We start from the raw sequence: 19,434 nt of genomic DNA on the forward strand, positions 1-19,434 counted from the left end.
GCCCATGAAATTTATCCGTTATTTTTTAATTACAGTTTTATTTTTAATTATTGGAATTGTGTATGCTCGTGAAGTACCTAAGCTTAAAAAATGGCTCCTCGCAAAAATACAAATTGTAAGTACTCAAAAACTCGGAATTGAAATCAAAGCAAAAAGTATTGAGTTTGAATTAATACCTCTTGGGGTTAAATTCACTGAACTTAGAATCCAACCTAAAAAAGAGTTGAGTGCTATTATTTCGCCAGCTCTTCTTGACGGACTTGGAATTTATTTAAGCCCCCTGTCACTTCTTGTCGGGCGGTTTGAAATTGGAAACATTACCCTTATTCACCCACAAACAAATGTTTTTATTAAAAGAAAAAATGATGATAAAAATGAAAAATTTGAACTGCCATGGGATCAATTTTTAAGTACTCCGATTAAAAGTGTTAACATCATCGATGGCGATATCAGATTATTAGTAAAAGATACCAACTTAGCTTTTCAACTCACTGGCTTTAATCTCTCAGTGGTGAAAAATTTCCAAGCAGCACGCGTAGAATTTTTTGGCCCCGATATTAAAGTTAAACGCATAGATGTTCCTGATAGTTTAACCACCATTGGTTTAGCAGCAAGAATTGTTATTGAAAAAAATGCCGCAGAAGTTGCAGCACTTAAACTCACTTTTGGTGAAAACTTCATTATCGCTCGAGGCGTTGCACAGGGGGCTGTCACAAAACTTGACTGGTCATTACTCAATGGAAAAACAATTGCACACACAAATTTGACAGACTTTGTAAACCTTGTGAATAATATTTATCCTGCCGCACAACTCCCTGCCATGGAGGGCATGCTTAATTTTGAAGTATCAGCAAAACAAAAAAGAGGTCAAGAGCCCGAAATTAGCGCTCAGGTTGAAACTCAAGATGCAAAAATACAAGAATATAAAATTGGCAATCTGCTTAGTAAACTCAAATACTCATCAGGTGTACTCACAAGCGATGAAGTAAGCCTTGCAACTACAGCGGGTAGAATTCGTGTGCAGAATCTAAACGCAAAAATTGGAAAAGAAACACATATTGCTGGAAGAATAGTTGCTGATGAACTGGAATTAAGACAGCTCTTACTAAATTTAGACATAGACGTGCCCGTTCATTTGGAATTTAAAGGACGCATCCCCTGTGAGGGAATGTTACTTCCAGAAATTAAAATATCATGTGCGGGTGAGCTTACGGGTGAAAAATTTAGAGTTTACACTGAACCTGAAAATGACACAGTTGTAGCACTTGATAACTTTAAAGTTTTAGGAAGTCTTAGTTTAGATAAAGAAAAAATAGTTTTTCAAAAAGCACTCATCTCCATTGGTAATTCTCAAGGCACGGCTTCAGGAAGTGTTAATTATACAACAGGCTTCTCTTTTAACTATCATACCGATGGATTAGATTTTAAAGATGTAAAAAGCCTTGCTGATTTAGATTACGAAGGAGTTGTAGCAACAACAGGCTCAACACGCGGCACCTCTGACTGGGGAATCATTGACACACAATTAAAAATGAAAAATTTCTGGTTTGAACAACATGCACTTGGCAGTGGCACCATGAGAGCCTATTATGAAAAAGGCTCACTTACATTTTCTGATGTAGATGCAATTCTTGGTTCTACAAATTACAAAGGCAAAGCAATATTTAATCTATCCGGGAAAAAAGGTCTAAGCGCACACATAGATATTCCTAAGATTGATATTGCAGATATAATTTATATGTTCTCTAAAAAGGTTCAACTTCCATTTGCAGCAAATGGAATTGGCTCAGGCTCAATAGATGTGTCAGGACCGTTTGAATTCTCAGCGCTCACGTACAAAGTAAGAAGTCACTTTAAGTCAGGCATGATTGCAGATGAAGCTTTCAAAGAAGCACATTTCGATATGCATGCAATCAAAGGTAATGCGGTAGCTGATAGTATCTATATCAAAAAAGGTGATGGCAATTTTGTCCTTACAGGTGATGTTAATAATAATGGCATCATGAACGTTGGAATCGCAGGACGAGGTTTTCATGTAACTGATTTTGATTATATTAAAAACTTAACTTCAGGCTTTGGTGGGCGTATTAATGCCGACATCGTCATGCGCGAGTATATATTAAAACCTAAAACTACAATCACTGGCACAATAACTCAAACGACAATAAACCAAGAAGTGATGGAGGATTCTCAATTCTCGATGACGATTGCTCCTCAATCATTAAATCTAAGTGCACAAGTGTTTGCACAAAAAATAAAACTTGCACTCTTGTATCCGTTTAATGAGAAAGGCCCATTTGCATTTAAACTCGATACAAATAATTGGGATTTTTCAAATCTCTTGGGCCTTTTTGGAAAGTCTGCAAAACGAGACTATGAAACTGGGTTTACAGCACAGATTGATCTCAATAGCCCTCAAGGCGGATTTTGGGATAGCTCAGGTACAATTGACATTTCAAAATTCTATGTTCGCCATGGCAATTCTCAAATGCGAAACACCCAACCAATCTCTGCAAAATTTGATAACGGCACTGTGACACTAGGCCGCACCCAAATTGATGGCGACAATACACAACTTACTTTAAACGGAACACGCTCAAAAAATGATCAAATCAACTTCAATGTGAATGGGCGTATTGATTTAAGTCTTTTAACATTTCTCACGCCATTTTTCAGAGACATGACAGGCCTATTATCACTCAGTACTCAAATTGCAGGTACTTCAACAAAGCCAGATCTTTTGGGAAGTGCCTTTATCACTAAAGGTTATGTGAAGCTTGATGAACTCCCCCACCCCTTTGAAGATATTCAAGCAGATTTTCTTTTTAGTCAGTCAAAGGCACTACTTAATCGATTCACCGGAGTTTTTGGTGGAGGAAAAATGAGTGCAACTGGAAGTCTCTTATTTAAAGGTTATCGCGATATTCCAGTTGAGATATCCGGTGAATTGCTCAATGCAACGTTAAATATTCCAGAAGGACTCACAACAAAAGGGGCGTTGCAATTTAGCGTTTTAGGAAATTGGTTTCCGTATCTTTTTAAAGCTGAGTACAATATTGAAAGTGGTTTATTCTCCAAAAATTTCACAGACGAAAATACTGACTCCACTGTAAAACGTAGTGCCTATCTCCCAAAAATAATTTTACAAAAAGACTTTCACCCACTTGAACTAGATATTAACGCTCATTTTCCAAAACTCGTATTTGTTAAAAATAATCTAATGGATGCTGAAGTAAAAGGTGATCTCAATATCAAAGGCGAACCAAGCTATCCGGTTTTTAAAGGTGATATCGAAGCAACACAAAATGGAAAAATTTTCTTTCGCGAAACTCCATTTAACATTAGCGCTACACGCATTAAATATAATAATCCAACTGAGAATAATCCAAATATTTACATTCTAGGCACCACTCGTGTGAGAGATTGGGATATTCAACTTTTAGTGCAAGGCACACAGCAAAAAAATAAAATTGAATTAAAAAGCTCACCACATTTGCCAGAACAAAAAATAATTTCACTCCTAGCACTAGGTTTAACTGATGATTCAATTGATAAAACAGGAACAAATGAACAGCTAACAATTCAAGGTTATCAAGCTGGAAGTCTCTTACTCGCTGAGAATCCACTTCGCAATGAACTTAAAAAGAAATTTGGTGTTAATGTAAGGCTCTCTCAATCTGTAGATGCCACCAAAAACGTAGTACTCCAACGACTTGTCGCTGAAAAACAATGGACTCCTCAAATATCTACAAGTTTTAGTCGTTCTATCGGAGATCAGGTCTCTCGTGATGTGAATGTTGAATATAAATTAAATCGTAATTTATCAATCTTAGGTTCATATGAAGGCCGTGATTACGATCCACTTGCTGCACAATCGACAAGCATATCTACTCAGCCGCAATCAAACTTTACACCTGACGTGTTTGGGTTAGACCTTCAGTATCAGGTGGAGTTCAGATGAGACTTATAATCACATTCATCATGGCGGTTTTATTCACTGAGCAATCTCATGGTAAATCTTTAGGTTCAATTGCAATTGAAGGCGTAGATTCTAGGACTACTAAAATTATATTAGAACAAATAAAACAAAACATTCGAGATAACTTTACAACCAACGATGTTCAAGAAGCCATTGGGGCTATTTACTCAGTAGGGCCTTTTAATGGAATCGAGGCTTACTATGAAGAGGTTGGCTCAAAAACCAATATTATCTTTAAAGTAACACCTGTCCGATTTATCAGAAGTATAAAATTATCAGGTAACAAAACCGTAGGGAATGTAGACTTGCTCACTGAGTTTGGTATTGCTGAAAACGAAGGTTTTAGTGAAGATCGCATTAAACTAGGCTTAGAGAATATCAAAAAATATTATAATCTAGCAGGGTTCCTTAATGCACAAGTAAGTGCTGATTTCAAAACATCTGATTCAAGTTCAAATATTGTCATACTCATTCAAATTGATGAACAGGCTCCCTGCATGATTTCAGAGATAAAATTTAATAGCGTTAACGCAAATCTTAACAAAACAATGCAGAAATTATTCAAATCAAATAATAATCGTATTTTTTCTCAAGCATTACTTTTAAATATGCAAAATGAAGCACTTGAGCATTTACTTAAAGAGAGATTTTTGAATGCGCAAATTCAACCTCCAGAAGTTACTTATGACGCCTCTCGTACTAAAGTTGCTTTAAATTATGTGATAAATGAGCCCTATCGTTACGCACTTGTTTTTGAAGGCAATGAAATATTTGGTGCAACTAAAATTTTAAAAGCACTTAAATTAGATACAGACAATAAACTTTCTAATTCCCCTTCTGATGATCTCAATGAGCGCATTATCAGGTTTTATAAAACTTCTGGTTACGCAAACATCAGTGTAAAACACAAAGAAACTTTATTTAGCGAAGATTACATAAGACGTGTAATCTTTGAAATCAAAGAAGGTCCGCGCGTTCGCATTAAAGATATAACTATTGAAGGGGTATTCTCGCGACCACAAAAGTATTATCGAAATTTCATCATTGATCACAGTGGTGATCTCGTAAACAGCAAAATCTATAACAGTGAAGAAATGGATAATGGCGTTAAAAATCTTGTGACCGAACTACAAAATCAAGGCTTTATTGCCGCCAAGGTCACAGGCACTCGCGCTGATTTTGACAAATTAAGAGAATCAGTTGTTGTGCAAATTTCACTAGACGAGGGCCCACAAACCATTATTGATAAGATTATTTTTAACGGAATAAAAAGTACAACTCAAAAAGAACTTGAAGAAACCATCGGACTTCGCGCAAATACTCATTTACAATTAAGTGTATTAGAAGAAAGTACGAGTAAAATTGTAGAACTCTATCGTTCTCGTGGTTACCTCGACATCCAAGTTGTTAATCAAGGTAAATCAATAATTAAATATAATGAAGAAAACACCAAAGCCACACTGAAATTTGAAATTGAAGAAGGCCCCCTCATCACAGTTAGTGGCATTGCTATTGAAGGAAATGATTTCACAAAAGATTTCGTTATAGCTCGTGAGTTACAATTCAAGCCAGGAGATGTATTAACTCCAGAAAAAATTAGTTACAGTGAAGAAAGACTTCAAAGATTGTCGTTGTTTACTGCTACTGAGATTCGAACCATGCAAGACGATCCACGCGAAGGACATCGCACAGTACTAGTTCGCGTTGTAGAGAATGATCCAGGTATTGTAAAAGGTGGTGTAGGTATTAGTAATGATTTCGGATTAAGTTTAAAAGGCTTCTTAGGTGCAGCTTATAGAAATCTCTTTGGTACTGGACGAGGCGTAAACGCAAGAGTTGAACTCAATCATAAAGTAAATTTTAATTTCTTAGAAAACGATATCAATTTTGGTTACACAGAGCCTTTTATTTTCGGAACCAATAATATAGCACGCTTAAATCTTATTAAATCCACAAAACTCTTCTCTGTTGAACAATCAACAGACAGATCAGGTCGTCCGCAAGAAAAGGTATATGCGGTAGATAGTTCCCAAGCTGATCTTTTATTTGAAAGAGATTTAACTCGAAAACTCAAACTTGTTTATCAAGTTTACGGTATTACTAGATCAAATAAATTTGAGATCCATGATTATGATGTTTCTAAGCCCCTGAACATTGCGACGACTGGACCAACATTTTTACTTGATCGTAGAGATAATCCGTTTAATCCCACACGAGGTGATCTATCAACACTCTCATTTGAATATTCAAATCCCTCAATGGGCAGTACGAGCTCTGTAAATTACTATAAAACTGTTGGCAGTTACACACGCTATATTCCTATGGGCCCCGTTGTTTGGGCTAATGAAGGCAAGGCTGGGTTTTTAAAGAATCTTGGTGATTATGAAAAACATGGAGCCGCTGTTCCACAAATCAAAGCGTTTTATCTTGGGGGACGATCTTCTATTCGAGGTTTTAATGCCTTTTCAGAGAGTGTTCCTTTACCAGCAGATATCAGAAATGGAATCACAACCGAGAGTCATTTCTTTTTAACAAAATCAGAGCTTAGATTCCCGCTTTACGGAAACCTCGGAGGAGCAGTTTTCTATGATGGGGGGGCGGTAAGAATTCCGGGTATGGAGAGCTACCGACATACCCTAGATTGGCGCCATTCAGCGGGTGTAGGAGTTCGTTACAACACCCCTGTTGGACCCGTTAGCCTTGAATATGCCCGTAAACTCAATCAAGATAGCTCTCGCAGCGAATCCGACTACCAAATTCACTTCAGTATTGGCGTATTTTAAACCTCATTGCCTTAGTTGACAGATACTTTGTGTCGAGCATATAAAGGATGTTCTTTGTGGCGGCCGTAGCTCAGTTGGTAGAGCGGCAGATTGTGGCTCTGCATGTCGCGGGTTCAATCCCCGTCGGTCGCCCCATTTTTTTTCGCTTTGCCAATATTCGGAAACGTAATACTACCAAACCTGCTTACTTAATCCTAGTAGCTCATCATAAACTTGATGAGCCAGCTTCACTGCTGCTACAGCCTTAACTTTTGTAAGGGGTTTCTTTTGAGCATCTGGATATCTAAGAGCCACTGCATAATCGGTCAACTTTTTTGCCTTAAGAAGTCTCTTGGATAATTCTTGATCAACAGGTGCCACGAGCTTTGCTAAGGATTCAATATCATGTGTTTTGGGCGCGCGGATATCTTGAGTTACAAGATATCCCTTAATGGATTTTTCAACACATTGCTGAGCAAGAAATGCTGCTGCAACTTTATGATTTGCTCTAAGCTGAATGAGTGCCTTGGCTGATTTAAGATCTCTAATAGCAAGAGTGAACCATTCTTTAATAATTTTTTTATTGGCCAAGATCAATCTCCAGGCCTGTGTTCAATGCTGTTTCTGGAATTGAACTTAACTCATCCTTCCATTCATCAAACTCTTTTTGAGAATAAATAAAAACATCAGCAGACACATCACAGGTTTGGTGAAGTAACTCTCTTGCTTTAGACATGTTGGTGATTCGTTGCTTTTTATTACCAGGTACAACTAAAACAAAATCGTAATCGCTGTCTTTGTGTGCTTTGCCATCAGCTCTAGATCCAAATAGAAACATGCGAGAAGGTTTAAATTCTTCTTTTAGAACCTCAACGATTTGTTTTAATTTTTTATCATCTTTAGCTTTTGCCATTGGTAGGTAACATACGAAAATCTAATCTAAAAGTCACATAATTTGTCGTCAAATCTCACTGTTTCACTACTAAATCCAAAAATAAATTTCTGCATCTGCGTTAATGTTTATCCTGCTTTTTTTCAACCCAAATCCAGCAAGACTTACTGCCCCAATACTGCCAAAAGATCAGTCTTTGCGAGCTGATAATCTTTTTTTAACTCAATGGCACGTCTTTGATACTCAATAAATCTTTGATTGGCACCTAATACGTCAGGGGAATTCTTTACTCCGCGCGAATATTCCGAAAGAGTTCTTTGCAAATACTTTTTCCCTTGTTCCAAAATCTTTTCAGCCGAATGAATGAGGTCATGGGTCAACTTTAACTCATCTTGAGCCCCATCGATGCGAGCTTTAAGCTCCTTTGACACCTGATTAGCTTCAAGTCTAAAACCTTCAGCTTCTAGTGAATGTGCAGAGCCCGCCACTTTAGATTGAAAGCCATCAAAAATATCAAGAGTAAGTTTAATTCCAAAAACTGTCTCTTTACGGTTTTGTTGATCTACGTTTTCTATTTCTCGAAATGTATGAAGTCCATAAGCTCCATAGAGGTCAATATTTGGTACCCACCATCTATAGTATTGAGACTTTTTATTCTCTGAAATTTCTTGATTAGCTATGAGAGAACGTACCTCTCTAAGGTTCTGTGCATTTACAGACATCTTTAAAAGCTGGTCTTCGTGTTGATGGGGTATTTGCTCAGGTGTTTCCAATTGAGACGTTTCAGATAAACCAATGAGAACTTTTAATTCTCTCATTGAATTTTTGATTCCAAGATTTAATCTTGCGATGTCTTGTTCAAATTTTGTGCTCTCCATCTCAAAATCAAGGCGATCAGTTTCTGTGGCAGCGCCTGCTTTGATTCTTCTCACCGCAGCTTCTAAGTTCATTTGATTTTGCTCTTCAGCTGCTTTCAAAATTCGAAGTAACTCTTTTTGGTAAACAAGATTCCAAAAGGCTCTTCTTGCTTTAGCAAGCTCCACTTCATAAATGCTCTCAGTTTCACTTTTTGAAAGCTCTAAATTTTTATCTAGAATGTCATCTTCTAGTTTGTCCTTACCACCTCGAAAGAGATTGATATTGGCACCTATTGCTCCATAAGGCTGAGACATTTCAGAGTGAGTTCCTCGCTTAAAAGTTTCACCACCTACTTCAGCTTTAAGTGTGGGCAAATAGCTTCTTACGAGATGCCCCGTCTTTTGCCCTGATGCTTCTAGAAACTTTCTAGCCCCCTTGTAGTGATTGTTTCGCTCTTGTATGAGCTTTGGTAGTTCTTCAAAACTCACTTTCGTTGAACTTTGAGCAAATATTGGGGGGCTCACAAAAATTATCAATGGCACAAGAACTACGGCTAGACTCGTTCTTAAAATACAGCTCTTTTTCATAAATAAACCTTTAATTAATATTGTCGATTCCAAAGTCAGCTAGAGCTTTTTTCCCACCGACATCTAAGTACACATGCAAATCAAAGCGATAAACCTTACTAATACCAGGAAGCTTTGCTTCGTAATGATCGCCTTCAAGTTTAAAAGTTACAGGCTTAGGATTTTTATCTTTTGGAAACTGAAGCTCACCCTTAAGTGTAGGTTTATCAAGTTTTAGGGGCTTAAGCTTTTTGTCGTAGACATAAACTTTTGCAATATCACCATTTAAAACGACTTCACTTTTAAATGGCAGCGCATCTCTTAAAAGTCCACCATGAGGTGGAGCTTCAACCGCAGGCTCATGGACATGACCTTCATGGGAATGGGCGTTTAGTGAAATCAGACATGCGATAGTGAAAATAAGATTTTTCATTATACCTCCAAGGCTTCATCTTCGGGTTGTTTGTTAACTAATCTTTCAGCAGATTTTTTTCCAAATTTATAAAAAATTGCTGGTGTTACAAAAATATCCAGCAATGTTGAAGACAAAAGTCCCCCAACAATAACAACAGCGACGGGATGGAGAATTTCTTTTCCCGCTTCATCTGCAGCCATCACTAGCGGCATAAGAGCTAAAATTGCAGAAAACGCCGTCATAAGAACTGGGACAAGTCTTTCAAGGGAACCACGGATGACCATTTGTTTTGAGAACACCTCCCCCTCTTCTTTCATTAAATGAATGTAATGACTAATCATCATGATGCCGTTTCTAGAGGCAATCCCGCAAAGTGTAACAAAAGCCACAAGAGTCGCGATTGAAATAGTTCGATCACTTAAAAAGATCGCAATAACTGCACCGATAAGTGCAAGGGGGATGTTCACCATGATTTGAAGAGCTATAGGAATAGATTTAAAGTGCGCAAAGAGTACAAAGAAAATTCCCAATACTGATACCAAACCTAAAAGTGTGACCATCTTTGTAGCTTGTTTTTGATTTTCATATTGTCCACCAATCTCAATAAAATATCCTTGTGGAAGTTTTATTTTTTCTTTGATTTTGGCCTTTACATCACGAATGACGGATTCCAAATCTCTTCCAACAGTATTAAAAGGAATTGCAATACGCCTTTGTAGGTTTTCTCGCTCGATAACATTTGGACCACTCGTTTCAAAAATATCGGCAACCTCTCCAAGTTGAACTACTTTTCCAGTGGGCAAAACATGAACAGGAACAGTTTTGATGGCATTGATATCTTTTCTAGAAGGTTCATCAAGTCTTAGATAAACATCAATGAATCTATCTTTTTCAATGATCTTTGTTACAGGCACACCTTGAAGCATCGCTTCAAGAGATTCCATAAGATCCCCTGGAATAATGCCGTATTTCGCAATGTCTGGTCTCATGGCGTAAATCTTGTACTGAGGAAAAAGAACTTGCCCCTCAACTCGAAGATCAACAATGCCTGAAACATCTTTGATGGCTTCTTTTATTTCTGCAGATTGATGTCTCAATATTCTAAGATCAGGGCCCAAGATTTTAATGGCTACTTGAGACTTAACTCCTGAAAGTACATGATCTAACCTATGAGTAATGGGTTGGCTGATACTGAAGTACCCATCAGCTGGAATAAGGGGTTTAATTTTACCCCTCATTTCAGAAAGAACTTCACTTCGTGGACGATCTAGATCTTTTAGTAAAACCTCAAATTCCGAATGATTTATTCCAGCCGCGTGGTCGTCTTCTTCTGCCCTGCCAGTTCTTCTTCCTGTTGAGACAACTTCTGGAATTTTTAAGAGAGCTTGTTCAACTTGCATAGCAAGTCGACTTGAAGCTTCAAGTGAAATACCCGCTCTTGTTTCAACTTCAATCATTGCACTTCCTTCATTAAAAGATGGGAGGAAATTAGCTCCCATAAAAGGAATTGCAAGAAGTGCAAGAAAAACAGCAACACCTGCGCCACAAATAACTTTTGTGGGATTTTCAAGGGAGCGTTCTAAAATACTTTTATCAAGAGATTTTAGTTTCTGAACAAGCCAAGAATCTTTTTCATCACCAGATTTTGCTTTACCTAATAAGTAAGAGCACAGAACTGGGGTGAGGGTAAGCGAAACGACAAGTGAGGCTATAAGAGAAATAACATAAGCGATTCCTATGGGAGTAAAAAGTCTTCCTTCAACTCCAGAAAGTGCAAAAAGTGGAATAAATACGAGAACGACGATAATGGTCGCTAAAACAATAGAATTTCTAATCTCTCGTGATGCCTCAAAGACTACTCTTAATGTGGGTTTTGGATTTGGAAGGCTTCGATTTTCTCTAAGCCTTCTAAATACGTTTTCAACATCGACAATGGCGTCATCAACTAATTCCCCAATTGCGATAGCCAAACCTCCAAGAGTCATCGTGTTGATTCCAATGCCAAAGAGATAAAAAACTATAGCTGTTATAAGCAAAGAAACTGGAAGTGCAGTTAGAGTGATTACGGTTGTTCTGAAATTTAAGAGAAATAAAATCAAAACAAGAGCGACCATGATGGAGCCGTCTCTAAGGGCTTCTTTAACATTGCCCACAGCATTTTTTATAAAATCTGCTTGTTTAAAAAGACTTGAGTGAATCTCAACATCTGGTGGTAATCCATTTTTTAAATCATTAAGGGCTGCATCAATTTGTTCTGAGAGTTTAATGGTGTCGGCGGTTCCTTGTTTTTGCACCATTAGAATAACGCCAGGTCGATTTGAGATTGAGGCGTCTCCTCGTTTAGGAGCAGGAGCAAATTCAACCGTCGCCACATCTTTTAAGAGTACTGGATAACCAAAGTGCATACCAACGGCCGTTTGAGCAATTTCATCGTGATTAAGAATGCGTCCAAAGTTTCTGATAAGCCATTCTTTATCAGAATCGGCAATGAAACCACCGCTTGAAGCTTCAGAGAGCTTAGATAATCTTTCTTTGAGTTCTAAAATGTTGATTTGTTTTTTTCGAAGCTTGTCAGCATTCACTAAGACCTGGGCTTGAAGCTGATCCCCACCTATTATTCCAATTTGTGAGACACCAGGAATTGTTAAAAGTCGTGGTCTGATTGTCCAATCAGCTAATGCTCTAAGTTCAGAAAGTTTAGTCTGATCTTTGGCCGTTAAACCAATCATTTGAATTTCACCCATAATAGATGAGGTCGGCGATAAAAAGGGGCTTACACCCTTAGGCATTCTCTCACGAGCCAACTGAAGTCGTTCGCTTACAGCAAGTCTTGCAAACCTGAGATCAGTTCCCCAATCAAACTCAACACGAACAACTGAAATTCCCGTCGTTGAGGAGGAATAAATTTTTGTAACTCCGGATGTTCCGTTAAGAACAGCTTCAATAGGCTTTGTAATAACGACTTCGACTTCTTCAGGGGCCATGCCGTGAGCATCTGTGATGACGTTTACTGTTGGCCGATTAAGGTCAGGAAAGACATCCACTGGAAGTTTTTGAAGAACAAGCCAGCCATACACGAGTACAAAGGCTGTGATTGCTAAAACCAGCATTCGATGTCTTAAAGAAAATCGTATTACGCCATCAAGCATTTATAACCCCAAAAAGTTTTGTTTAAAATTTTCCCTCGATACCAAGATGTCCAAAGTAGGCTCTATTGAATCCGTTAAATTGATCTGTGAAGTATGGGCCTGCGAAAAAAACACCGCCTGATAAATTAGCGAATAAAACTTCATTGAGTTGATATTGCATTTTAAGATCAGCCTCTGAACCAAGATTTAGTGATGCTGAAGAGCTTAAGGTCCCAAGAATTTCAACCCCGTCAGCTCTATAGGCTGATGCGTCGGCTGTTGTACGCGTAAAGAAAAAATAGTCAAATTTTACCGATAACTTCTCGTTTATGTTTGCACTTAAATGCGTGCCATAACCTAGTAAGTTACGAAAACCCAAAACATCTGATAATCCATAAGCTTCATGTATATTTGAAAATACTGGGATATAATTTCGCCCACTAAGAAAGCCTTCTAGACTTAGTCTTAATTTCTCATTTGGCCTAAACGTGTAGCCCAATTCACCGTTAAATTGTATAGCAGTGTCTAAATCAGTAAAAACTGAATTAATCTGCTTAGTCACTTCACCGCGATAATCAAAATTTTTAAATGGAGATTTCACTCTCAGCCCTGAAATATTCATTTCAGACCGCAATGAATTTGGTGCAATCTGCGTGTGATACAAAAAATATGCGTCAGCCTCTTGCAGCCATTCATCGACATAATAATTTAGATACACGCCATACATGTTTTTTTCAGAGTGTGAGTTCAAACCAGTACTATTCACATAGTTAATAGAATCTTTCTTTGGTGTTTGCCTTAGAGTAAATACATCTGCCTTTAATTTATCATTTTCATATTGAAATTTTGCTCCATCATAAAGTCGATCAAGTGGGTCCCAAGGTTCGCTTCCAAAAACAAGTTCATCTCCATAGACCAACTTCATTCTGCCTAGGGTGAAAGTCCAATGCTCAAACTTGTAGGAGCCATAAGTTTCATAAAGGCCATAAGCAATATCGAAAGTTGGTCCTGTTTGAGAAATATTAAATCCACTTCCAAAGATCTTTACGTATTGTGGCGTGAAAATAACATTAATATCTGGTGTGATCTCATAGAGTAATTTCATTCTTAAAAACGTGAGAACAGATGAGCGTTTTGTTTTAAGATCGGTTTGATCCCATGTTTCACCACGCAATAAAATATGAGGTTTTAGGCTAAATTGATTATAAAAATACTGAGGTTCTGCAAATGGAATAACTGGAGGCTGAAGTTCTTGAGCATTTGCACTCAGTGCATAAACGATGCTGATAGTTAAGAGCGCCACGGTTAATCTCATTTTGTCATTAATACATCGCAAAAGCTGATTAAGCAAAAAAAAAGCGGGAAACCTAGAAGGTTTCCCGCTTGAATATCGGCTCTAAATAACGATTACTGACGTCTTATTGGACGATCACTGCGAGCGTCGCCATCGTTGTAGTCGTCATAATCTAAACGATCAAGATTATCTATTTGTCTGTCGTTATAAGGATAACGTCCTTCATCAGCACGCAAACGAGAGAAGAAAACTGAAAGTCGATCATAGAGTGCTAAATTCTTGCACCATGATCGGTATGTTCTTCCAGAAAATCCTGCAAATTCAATACAACGAGCAACTTCATTGATCGCGTCACTTAAACGTCTGAATCGAACATCATGAAGTCTTGGAGAAGCGCAGCAGTTATTGCGAACAGCTTCATGAAAATCTTCAGCAGCCTCTTGCAAACGCTCTAAGCTGTAAATAACTGAAGATTGATACTGATATCCGTAAGCAGAATCACGTTGAGCTAATGAAAGTAAATGGCGTGTGCCATAATCTATGCTGTTTGCGATTCTTTGAATACGCTCGGAAGCTGAGCGGGCTCGACGACTTACTTCAGGGCTCTCTACACAAGTAGAAATGCTCGCATCACATCCTGTATCACGAGGACGTGGGCGCTGAGGACGATCATCTGCTGTATCGGCTAATGCCAATGATGAAGCTGCTATTACCAGTGTAACTAATAATGTAAATTTCATTAAGACCTCCAAAAATTACTAAATGCTACTGATAAGTCAGTATATAGCGCATCTAGTCATTAATTAGTAGTTCTTATCCAGTTCAGTGACATTTTACGCGTGACGAACTGACTCACTTTCAAAAAAACTCATCGAAAGTTTGAAATTATTCTAGGGTCTGACAAAACTATGAGCACAAGAACTACATTTCAGGAACCAAACATAGTGCACCTTGCACATCTGCCATTGCCCCACTTGCGTTCATAGGAAACTTTGCAACGATAGTGTCTGCCAAAGTTTTTACATTCAAATGTTTTCCACTCTTAAAAAATGATGTGAGTTTTGAATCAGTTGTGCCTGAATTTGCAAGCAAGTACTCAATACTTTTTGGTGTGGCTTTCCAACCACGAGATTTAAGTAAACCAATTGCAAGTGCTGCAGACCCTGCGGCTACAGGTGACGCCATTGATGTACCTTGTAATCTTGCGTAGCGTGAACCAGGCATAGTTGACATCAGACCACCCGCTTCTGAATCAGAACCAGGAGCACCTAGCTCAACGTACTGTGTGCTGTAGTTTGAAAAATAACTGCGTGATCCTTTTTTTGCATCAGTAGCACCAATTGTTATCATACCGCTAAATACGGCACCATAAGATGCAGGTGTTTGAAAGTTTGTTGCTGTTAACTGTTGATTGTCATTACCAGCAGCAACAACCACAGTTACACCTTTACTGATCGCATAGCTAACTGCTGATTCAGTAGAGCTTGCCTTACCTGGGCCACCTAAACTCATATTAATAACTTCGGCACCATTATCAGCTGCATATCGAATGGCGTTATCAATTTTAGATGATGAAGCACCCGATACGTTTCCGAAAACATTAAGTGCCATGATTTTTCCAAATCGACCCATAACACCTATTCCACCACTGTTATTTCCCATAGCTGCTGCTGCAAGACCAGCAACGTGTGTTCCGTGATGAACTGCTTTCCAGTTTCCTACGGGGCCAGGATTACCAGTACGATTCACAAAATTATAACCATGAACATCATCGACATAACCATTTTTGTCATCATCGATGCGGTTACCAGGAATTTCTCTTTTATTAACCCAAAGATTCCCACGTAAATCTTCATGCAAAATATCAACACCCGTGTCGATAATAGCAATCACCACATCTTTTTTAATTCCCTGAGCATTATAAAATGTTTGATACGCTTGATTTGCACCGATGGCATCAAGATGACGTTGTTGATTAATCAAAGGATCTACTGCTTGGGGTGAAAGTTCCGATGGATACTGTACTACAGAATCAGCGATACCAACCAGACAAGCATCTTTTTCTACGAGATTTTGAATTTCACCAACAGACATTGCTCGTGGGAGAATCCATTGAAGCGATTTTACTCCACTGCTTGTGAGTTGTAGATCTGCTGAGTCTACTTGTACCCCTTCTAAAATTTTGCCTGAAGCAAGACATTGATCTTTTATAACTGCAACGAGCTCTGTTCCTTGATCAAGAATTTTATTTAAAGAATCAGATGTTGGTCCGTTTACTACACCAAGGTGTCCTTGTGATAAATTTAATCCAACAGAACTAATTTGAATTTTACCTCTAGATAAAAATGGATCTTGTGACGAACTTGTTGCGCAAACATTTTGATCATCTCCCGATGATCCGCAGCCCGCCAGTGCTAGAATTAATATAAATGATGTTATTATTCTCATCCTACCCCCTTGTTAAGGTGTGTTTCACTGCTTTAATTTTTCGGTAATAGAATCAGAACTTTGTTTGATGGAAAAAGAAACCCTTAATTTGCCATTTTGGGAAAAAAAGTACCAAACGTTTACAAATGAAAACTCTTTTTTAAATCAATGAGAGAATGTCAGTGCATTGTGTTTACGAATAGAAATAAATTGGAAAAGATTACCGTTAGTGTATTCACGAGCTTCAGCCTCATACCACGGTGGTGTTTCTCTTAAAATCGAAGTCTCTACTCCATATTTATTTAAGGCATTATTGATAAAATAATCAGGCTGACTGAGTTGAGTTTCAACGATTTGTTCAATAATGCTTCCAGCTGTTCCATCGCCATAATTATTTAAAACTGAATAGTACATTTGAGCTGTGTATGCATTGCCTTGAGTCGTTGCAGTTTTAAATAATTCACTCCAAAAACTAAATAATCCTGAATTACCCGTTTTACCTACAGCCGCATCAGAAATTAGACCAATGGCTGCACCACAAGAATAATAATTTCGATATCTTTTAAGTGCATCTGACGAGCGAAGACTTGAATTATACAAACCCAGTACACAGCGATTGACTGCTTGAGTTTGCAAAGCAAGATATTCAGTTTTATTAATCACTGATAATTCAAAAAGTGCTCGATAAGCAAAGGCATCTGCACCGCCTTCATGCATCCAAGCTTCAAAATCTCCATTGCCTGGAAAAAAAAGATCACCATTCCAAAGATGGGCTAACTCATGGGCAACAAGTTCCATCACATCAGTTATATTTTTATCTGTTGAATCATGCCACTGGCTTCCAAAAGCAGAAAGTCTTACTTGCTGATGCAAAACTCCACCTCGTGTTCCACTAAATGAAGCAAGCTCTGAATAAGAAAAAAGAACTAAGGGTTTAGCCTCTAAATTAAAACTAGTTTTTACTGTGTAAAAATCAATTAAAGTCGGAATTGCCTTGGCGATTTTTTTTTGCATCCATCTAGGAAGTTTAGGATCAATGATCGCCCTGTAATGACTTGCTTCATGTATCGGGATATTTCCAAAATAGATGTACCGCCCCTCACGCTCACTTTTCCAACTGACACTTTCCGTTGATAAAGTATCAGTTACTAATACTTGTTCACCTGGGGCTGGAGTAAATGTGTAGTCAGCTACAACTTTTGGTGAACTTTTTTCTAAAAGATCATTTGGATTACACACACGCATTCCTGGACAAAAAAGTGGGCGAATATCAAAATGCCCAGTGTAAATCGCCATACTGCCATCTGAAAATGGAACAAAAAATTCATAATCGCGTGGAGCATCAGAGAAATGAGGAATCATTTTAATTTCAATTTCTGTAACTGACCCGCTTGATGAGTGTATTACCTCATGGCCATTTAACTCCGCCACTTTCATAAGAGAATTTACCGGTTGCCAAGTGTTTGTGCGAAAATGAGAACGCTGCCTTCGAAAAACAATTCCATTCACAGGCTCTGAAAAATGATATTTCACATTCCAGGTACTGCCACCATCAGAATTTCTAAGATGAGCAACATTAATGTGAGTGCGAAATTCTTGTACGTTTATGTCGTCACTGATCCAACCGCATCCGCTAAGCGAGAGAAAAAGCATTATAAAATTTATTTTTAATCCTACCCGCTTAAGCATATCCCCCTCATGGCCCCTTTTAATTAAACTTGATTGTAAGCTCCCCTAAACCACCAAATCCGTAGAGTGCTCCCAACCACTCTCCCCAACCATTTGTATAAAAAGTAGATCTTTTAAACTCTTCATGCCGAAGCAGTAACTCTTCTTTTGTTTCAGGTAACCAAATTGATAAACCACGTGCTTGTTTTGAATGCTGGCTTCCAAGAACAGAGCGAATTACCGTAAGATCAAGTGCCTGATTTACATTTTCAATGGCGGTTTTTAGAGCAATATTATTCTGATTTGAAATATCTTCTTCTCGGATAAATTTATCAAGTAAAGCCAAGTAATCACCTGATTCTTTAAAACCACCAAGATAACCTGGCGTTTGTATCACCACCTGTTGAAGTTTTAATCGTCTGATGGGTTCTACACTTATATAGTTATGTAATTGATTACTAAGTTCATACAATGCAGGTACAAGTTTTGATCTTAATTGAAAGCTTGAAATTGTACTTAGAGTTTCAGTGATTTTTACTTGTGATAATTCTGGTATTAATTTTGCCATTAGCTCAACTTGTTGTGGCCCAAAGTTTTTATCCGAATTTAGTGCTGCCATAATACGGCCATACGGAAGACCCGAATAAGGTTGAACCTGTGCTGAGCCGATGATGTAACGTGTAACATCTGAAATCTCATTCACAACTTCCACAGTCTGCATCAGACAAGCATCGCTTATAAAAATATCAATGGGTTTTCCTTCTAATGACTGGTTGACTGCTGATCTTACTGCTTGCCCCAAGAGTGGAACGTTGCCATAGAGCGCTTGATCATTTTGTTTTTTGGCTTTCCAACCGGTTCCATGGCCCCAAATGACAACCATATAATTAGTGGCCGGATACTCTCTCACTCCCCATTTAAGAAAACGACTCAAGTTTGCTTCTAATGGAGCTCTTAGTTTACGATTAAATGTAGTGACTACTGGAGATTCTATATCGTTATCTGTTGATGTATAAAAATCTGTTTCATTTAATCCTTCATAACTCTTGGTTTTTGATTCAAAAAGATGAAGTCGTTTCACCAAGGGTGTGTTTGCCTTAGTATACTCAACCACCACATCAGATTTTATTGTTGAAGCGCTTTGAAAATTCTGGTCACCACCAGATCTTTCCATTTCAGCAATATCCCAAAGTGCAAAGGGCTTTAAATCTTCTCCGACGGTCATAAAAACAAGAACCGTCCAAGGTTTATAACAATTGCGACGCTGACTACGATGTGCAAATTCTTTGTACCCAAGATTTCCACTCGAAGTTTTTACAACGTCTTTAGTAAAATCATAATTACTAGAATTAATATCACATGGCTTTTTCGGAAACCATTGAGGTGCTGCTTTAGCTTCTTGCCATAATAGTACTGAGACTATTATGGCAAGTATGAGATCCATA

At 38.1% G+C, this 19,434-nt stretch carries 12 protein-coding genes and 1 tRNA gene; 3 read left to right on the forward strand and 10 right to left on the reverse strand.

From position 1 onward, the window contains the following. The first annotated feature begins 4 nt into the window (after positions 1–4). The 3 genes from SGI74_06570 to SGI74_06580 all read left to right on the forward strand — a co-directional run bounded on the left by SGI74_06570 (position 5) and on the right by SGI74_06580 (position 6,897). Positions 5–3,961, forward strand: a complete 3,957-nt coding sequence (locus SGI74_06570) for a translocation/assembly module TamB domain-containing protein (GenBank protein ID MDZ4677160.1) — start codon at positions 5–7, stop codon at positions 3,959–3,961. Next, entirely contained in the window at positions 3,958–6,762 is a 2,805-nt protein-coding gene (locus SGI74_06575) for a POTRA domain-containing protein (GenBank protein ID MDZ4677161.1), read from the forward strand. Before SGI74_06570 ends, SGI74_06575 begins: the two co-directional genes overlap by 4 nt. A 59-nt stretch (positions 6,763–6,821) precedes the next feature. Then, positions 6,822–6,897 (forward strand) — tRNA-His (locus SGI74_06580). Positions 6,898–6,933: 36 nt separating this feature from the next. Here the strand turns inward: SGI74_06580 and SGI74_06585 are convergent. The 10 genes from SGI74_06585 to SGI74_06630 form a co-directional block, all read right to left on the reverse strand. Continuing rightward, complete coding sequence (locus tag SGI74_06585) at positions 6,934–7,332, reverse strand: HEPN domain-containing protein (GenBank protein MDZ4677162.1); 399 nt, start codon at positions 7,330–7,332, stop codon at positions 6,934–6,936. Beyond that, entirely contained in the window at positions 7,322–7,654 is a 333-nt protein-coding gene (locus SGI74_06590; protein ID MDZ4677163.1) for a nucleotidyltransferase domain-containing protein, read from the reverse strand. Before SGI74_06590 ends, SGI74_06585 begins: the two co-directional genes overlap by 11 nt. A gap of 143 nt (positions 7,655–7,797) precedes the next feature. Further along, on the reverse strand, positions 7,798–9,078 hold the full coding sequence (locus tag SGI74_06595; protein ID MDZ4677164.1) for a TolC family protein: 1,281 nt from the start codon (positions 9,076–9,078) through the stop codon (positions 7,798–7,800). A gap of 10 nt (positions 9,079–9,088) precedes the next feature. Continuing rightward, complete coding sequence (locus SGI74_06600; GenBank protein MDZ4677165.1) at positions 9,089–9,490, reverse strand: hypothetical protein; 402 nt, start codon at positions 9,488–9,490, stop codon at positions 9,089–9,091. Beyond that, positions 9,490–12,621: an efflux RND transporter permease subunit gene (locus SGI74_06605; protein MDZ4677166.1), complete on the reverse strand. Its 3,132-nt coding sequence runs from the start codon at positions 12,619–12,621 to the stop codon at positions 9,490–9,492. The genes SGI74_06600 and SGI74_06605 overlap by 1 nt, the downstream gene beginning before the upstream one ends. A gap of 22 nt (positions 12,622–12,643) precedes the next feature. Continuing rightward, on the reverse strand, positions 12,644–13,915 hold the full coding sequence (locus SGI74_06610) for an alginate export family protein (GenBank protein MDZ4677167.1): 1,272 nt from the start codon (positions 13,913–13,915) through the stop codon (positions 12,644–12,646). Between the two features lie 92 nt (positions 13,916–14,007). Continuing rightward, positions 14,008–14,634, reverse strand: a complete 627-nt coding sequence (locus SGI74_06615) for a hypothetical protein (GenBank protein ID MDZ4677168.1) — start codon at positions 14,632–14,634, stop codon at positions 14,008–14,010. 181 nt (positions 14,635–14,815) lie between these two features. Then, the gene (locus SGI74_06620) at positions 14,816–16,342 is read right to left on the reverse strand and encodes a S8 family peptidase (GenBank protein MDZ4677169.1); all 1,527 of its coding nucleotides are present in this window, start codon (positions 16,340–16,342) and stop codon (positions 14,816–14,818) included. Positions 16,343–16,486: 144 nt separating this feature from the next. Then, positions 16,487–18,010 carry a hypothetical protein gene (locus SGI74_06625; protein ID MDZ4677170.1) on the reverse strand — a complete coding sequence of 508 codons (1,524 nt, stop codon included), beginning with the start codon at positions 18,008–18,010 and terminating at the stop codon, positions 16,487–16,489. A gap of 19 nt (positions 18,011–18,029) precedes the next feature. Further along, positions 18,030–19,433: a clostripain-related cysteine peptidase gene (locus tag SGI74_06630; protein ID MDZ4677171.1), complete on the reverse strand. Its 1,404-nt coding sequence runs from the start codon at positions 19,431–19,433 to the stop codon at positions 18,030–18,032. Position 19,434 lies beyond the last annotated feature (1 nt).

The organism is Oligoflexia bacterium (assembly GCA_034439615.1).
Lineage (GTDB): Bacteria > Bdellovibrionota > Bdellovibrionia > JABDDW01 > JABDDW01 > JAWXAT01.

Excerpts from the sequence above, each read along its gene's own strand:
- SGI74_06605 (MDZ4677166.1), bottom strand. The coding sequence starts at position 12,621 with ATGCTTGATGGCGTAATACGATTTTCTTTAAGACATCGAATGCTGGTT.
- SGI74_06615 (MDZ4677168.1), bottom strand. The coding sequence starts at position 14,634 with ATGAAATTTACATTATTAGTTACACTGGTAATAGCAGCTTCATCATTG.
- SGI74_06575 (MDZ4677161.1), top strand. The coding sequence starts at position 3,958 with ATGAGACTTATAATCACATTCATCATGGCGGTTTTATTCACTGAGCAA.
- SGI74_06590 (MDZ4677163.1), bottom strand. The coding sequence starts at position 7,654 with ATGGCAAAAGCTAAAGATGATAAAAAATTAAAACAAATCGTTGAGGTT.
- SGI74_06625 (MDZ4677170.1), bottom strand. The coding sequence starts at position 18,010 with ATGCTTAAGCGGGTAGGATTAAAAATAAATTTTATAATGCTTTTTCTC.
- SGI74_06595 (MDZ4677164.1), bottom strand. The coding sequence starts at position 9,078 with ATGAAAAAGAGCTGTATTTTAAGAACGAGTCTAGCCGTAGTTCTTGTG.
- SGI74_06610 (MDZ4677167.1), bottom strand. The coding sequence starts at position 13,915 with ATGAGATTAACCGTGGCGCTCTTAACTATCAGCATCGTTTATGCACTG.
- SGI74_06570 (MDZ4677160.1), top strand. The coding sequence starts at position 5 with ATGAAATTTATCCGTTATTTTTTAATTACAGTTTTATTTTTAATTATT.
- SGI74_06620 (MDZ4677169.1), bottom strand. The coding sequence starts at position 16,342 with ATGAGAATAATAACATCATTTATATTAATTCTAGCACTGGCGGGCTGC.
- SGI74_06630 (MDZ4677171.1), bottom strand. The coding sequence starts at position 19,433 with ATGGATCTCATACTTGCCATAATAGTCTCAGTACTATTATGGCAAGAA.
- SGI74_06600 (MDZ4677165.1), bottom strand. The coding sequence starts at position 9,490 with ATGAAAAATCTTATTTTCACTATCGCATGTCTGATTTCACTAAACGCC.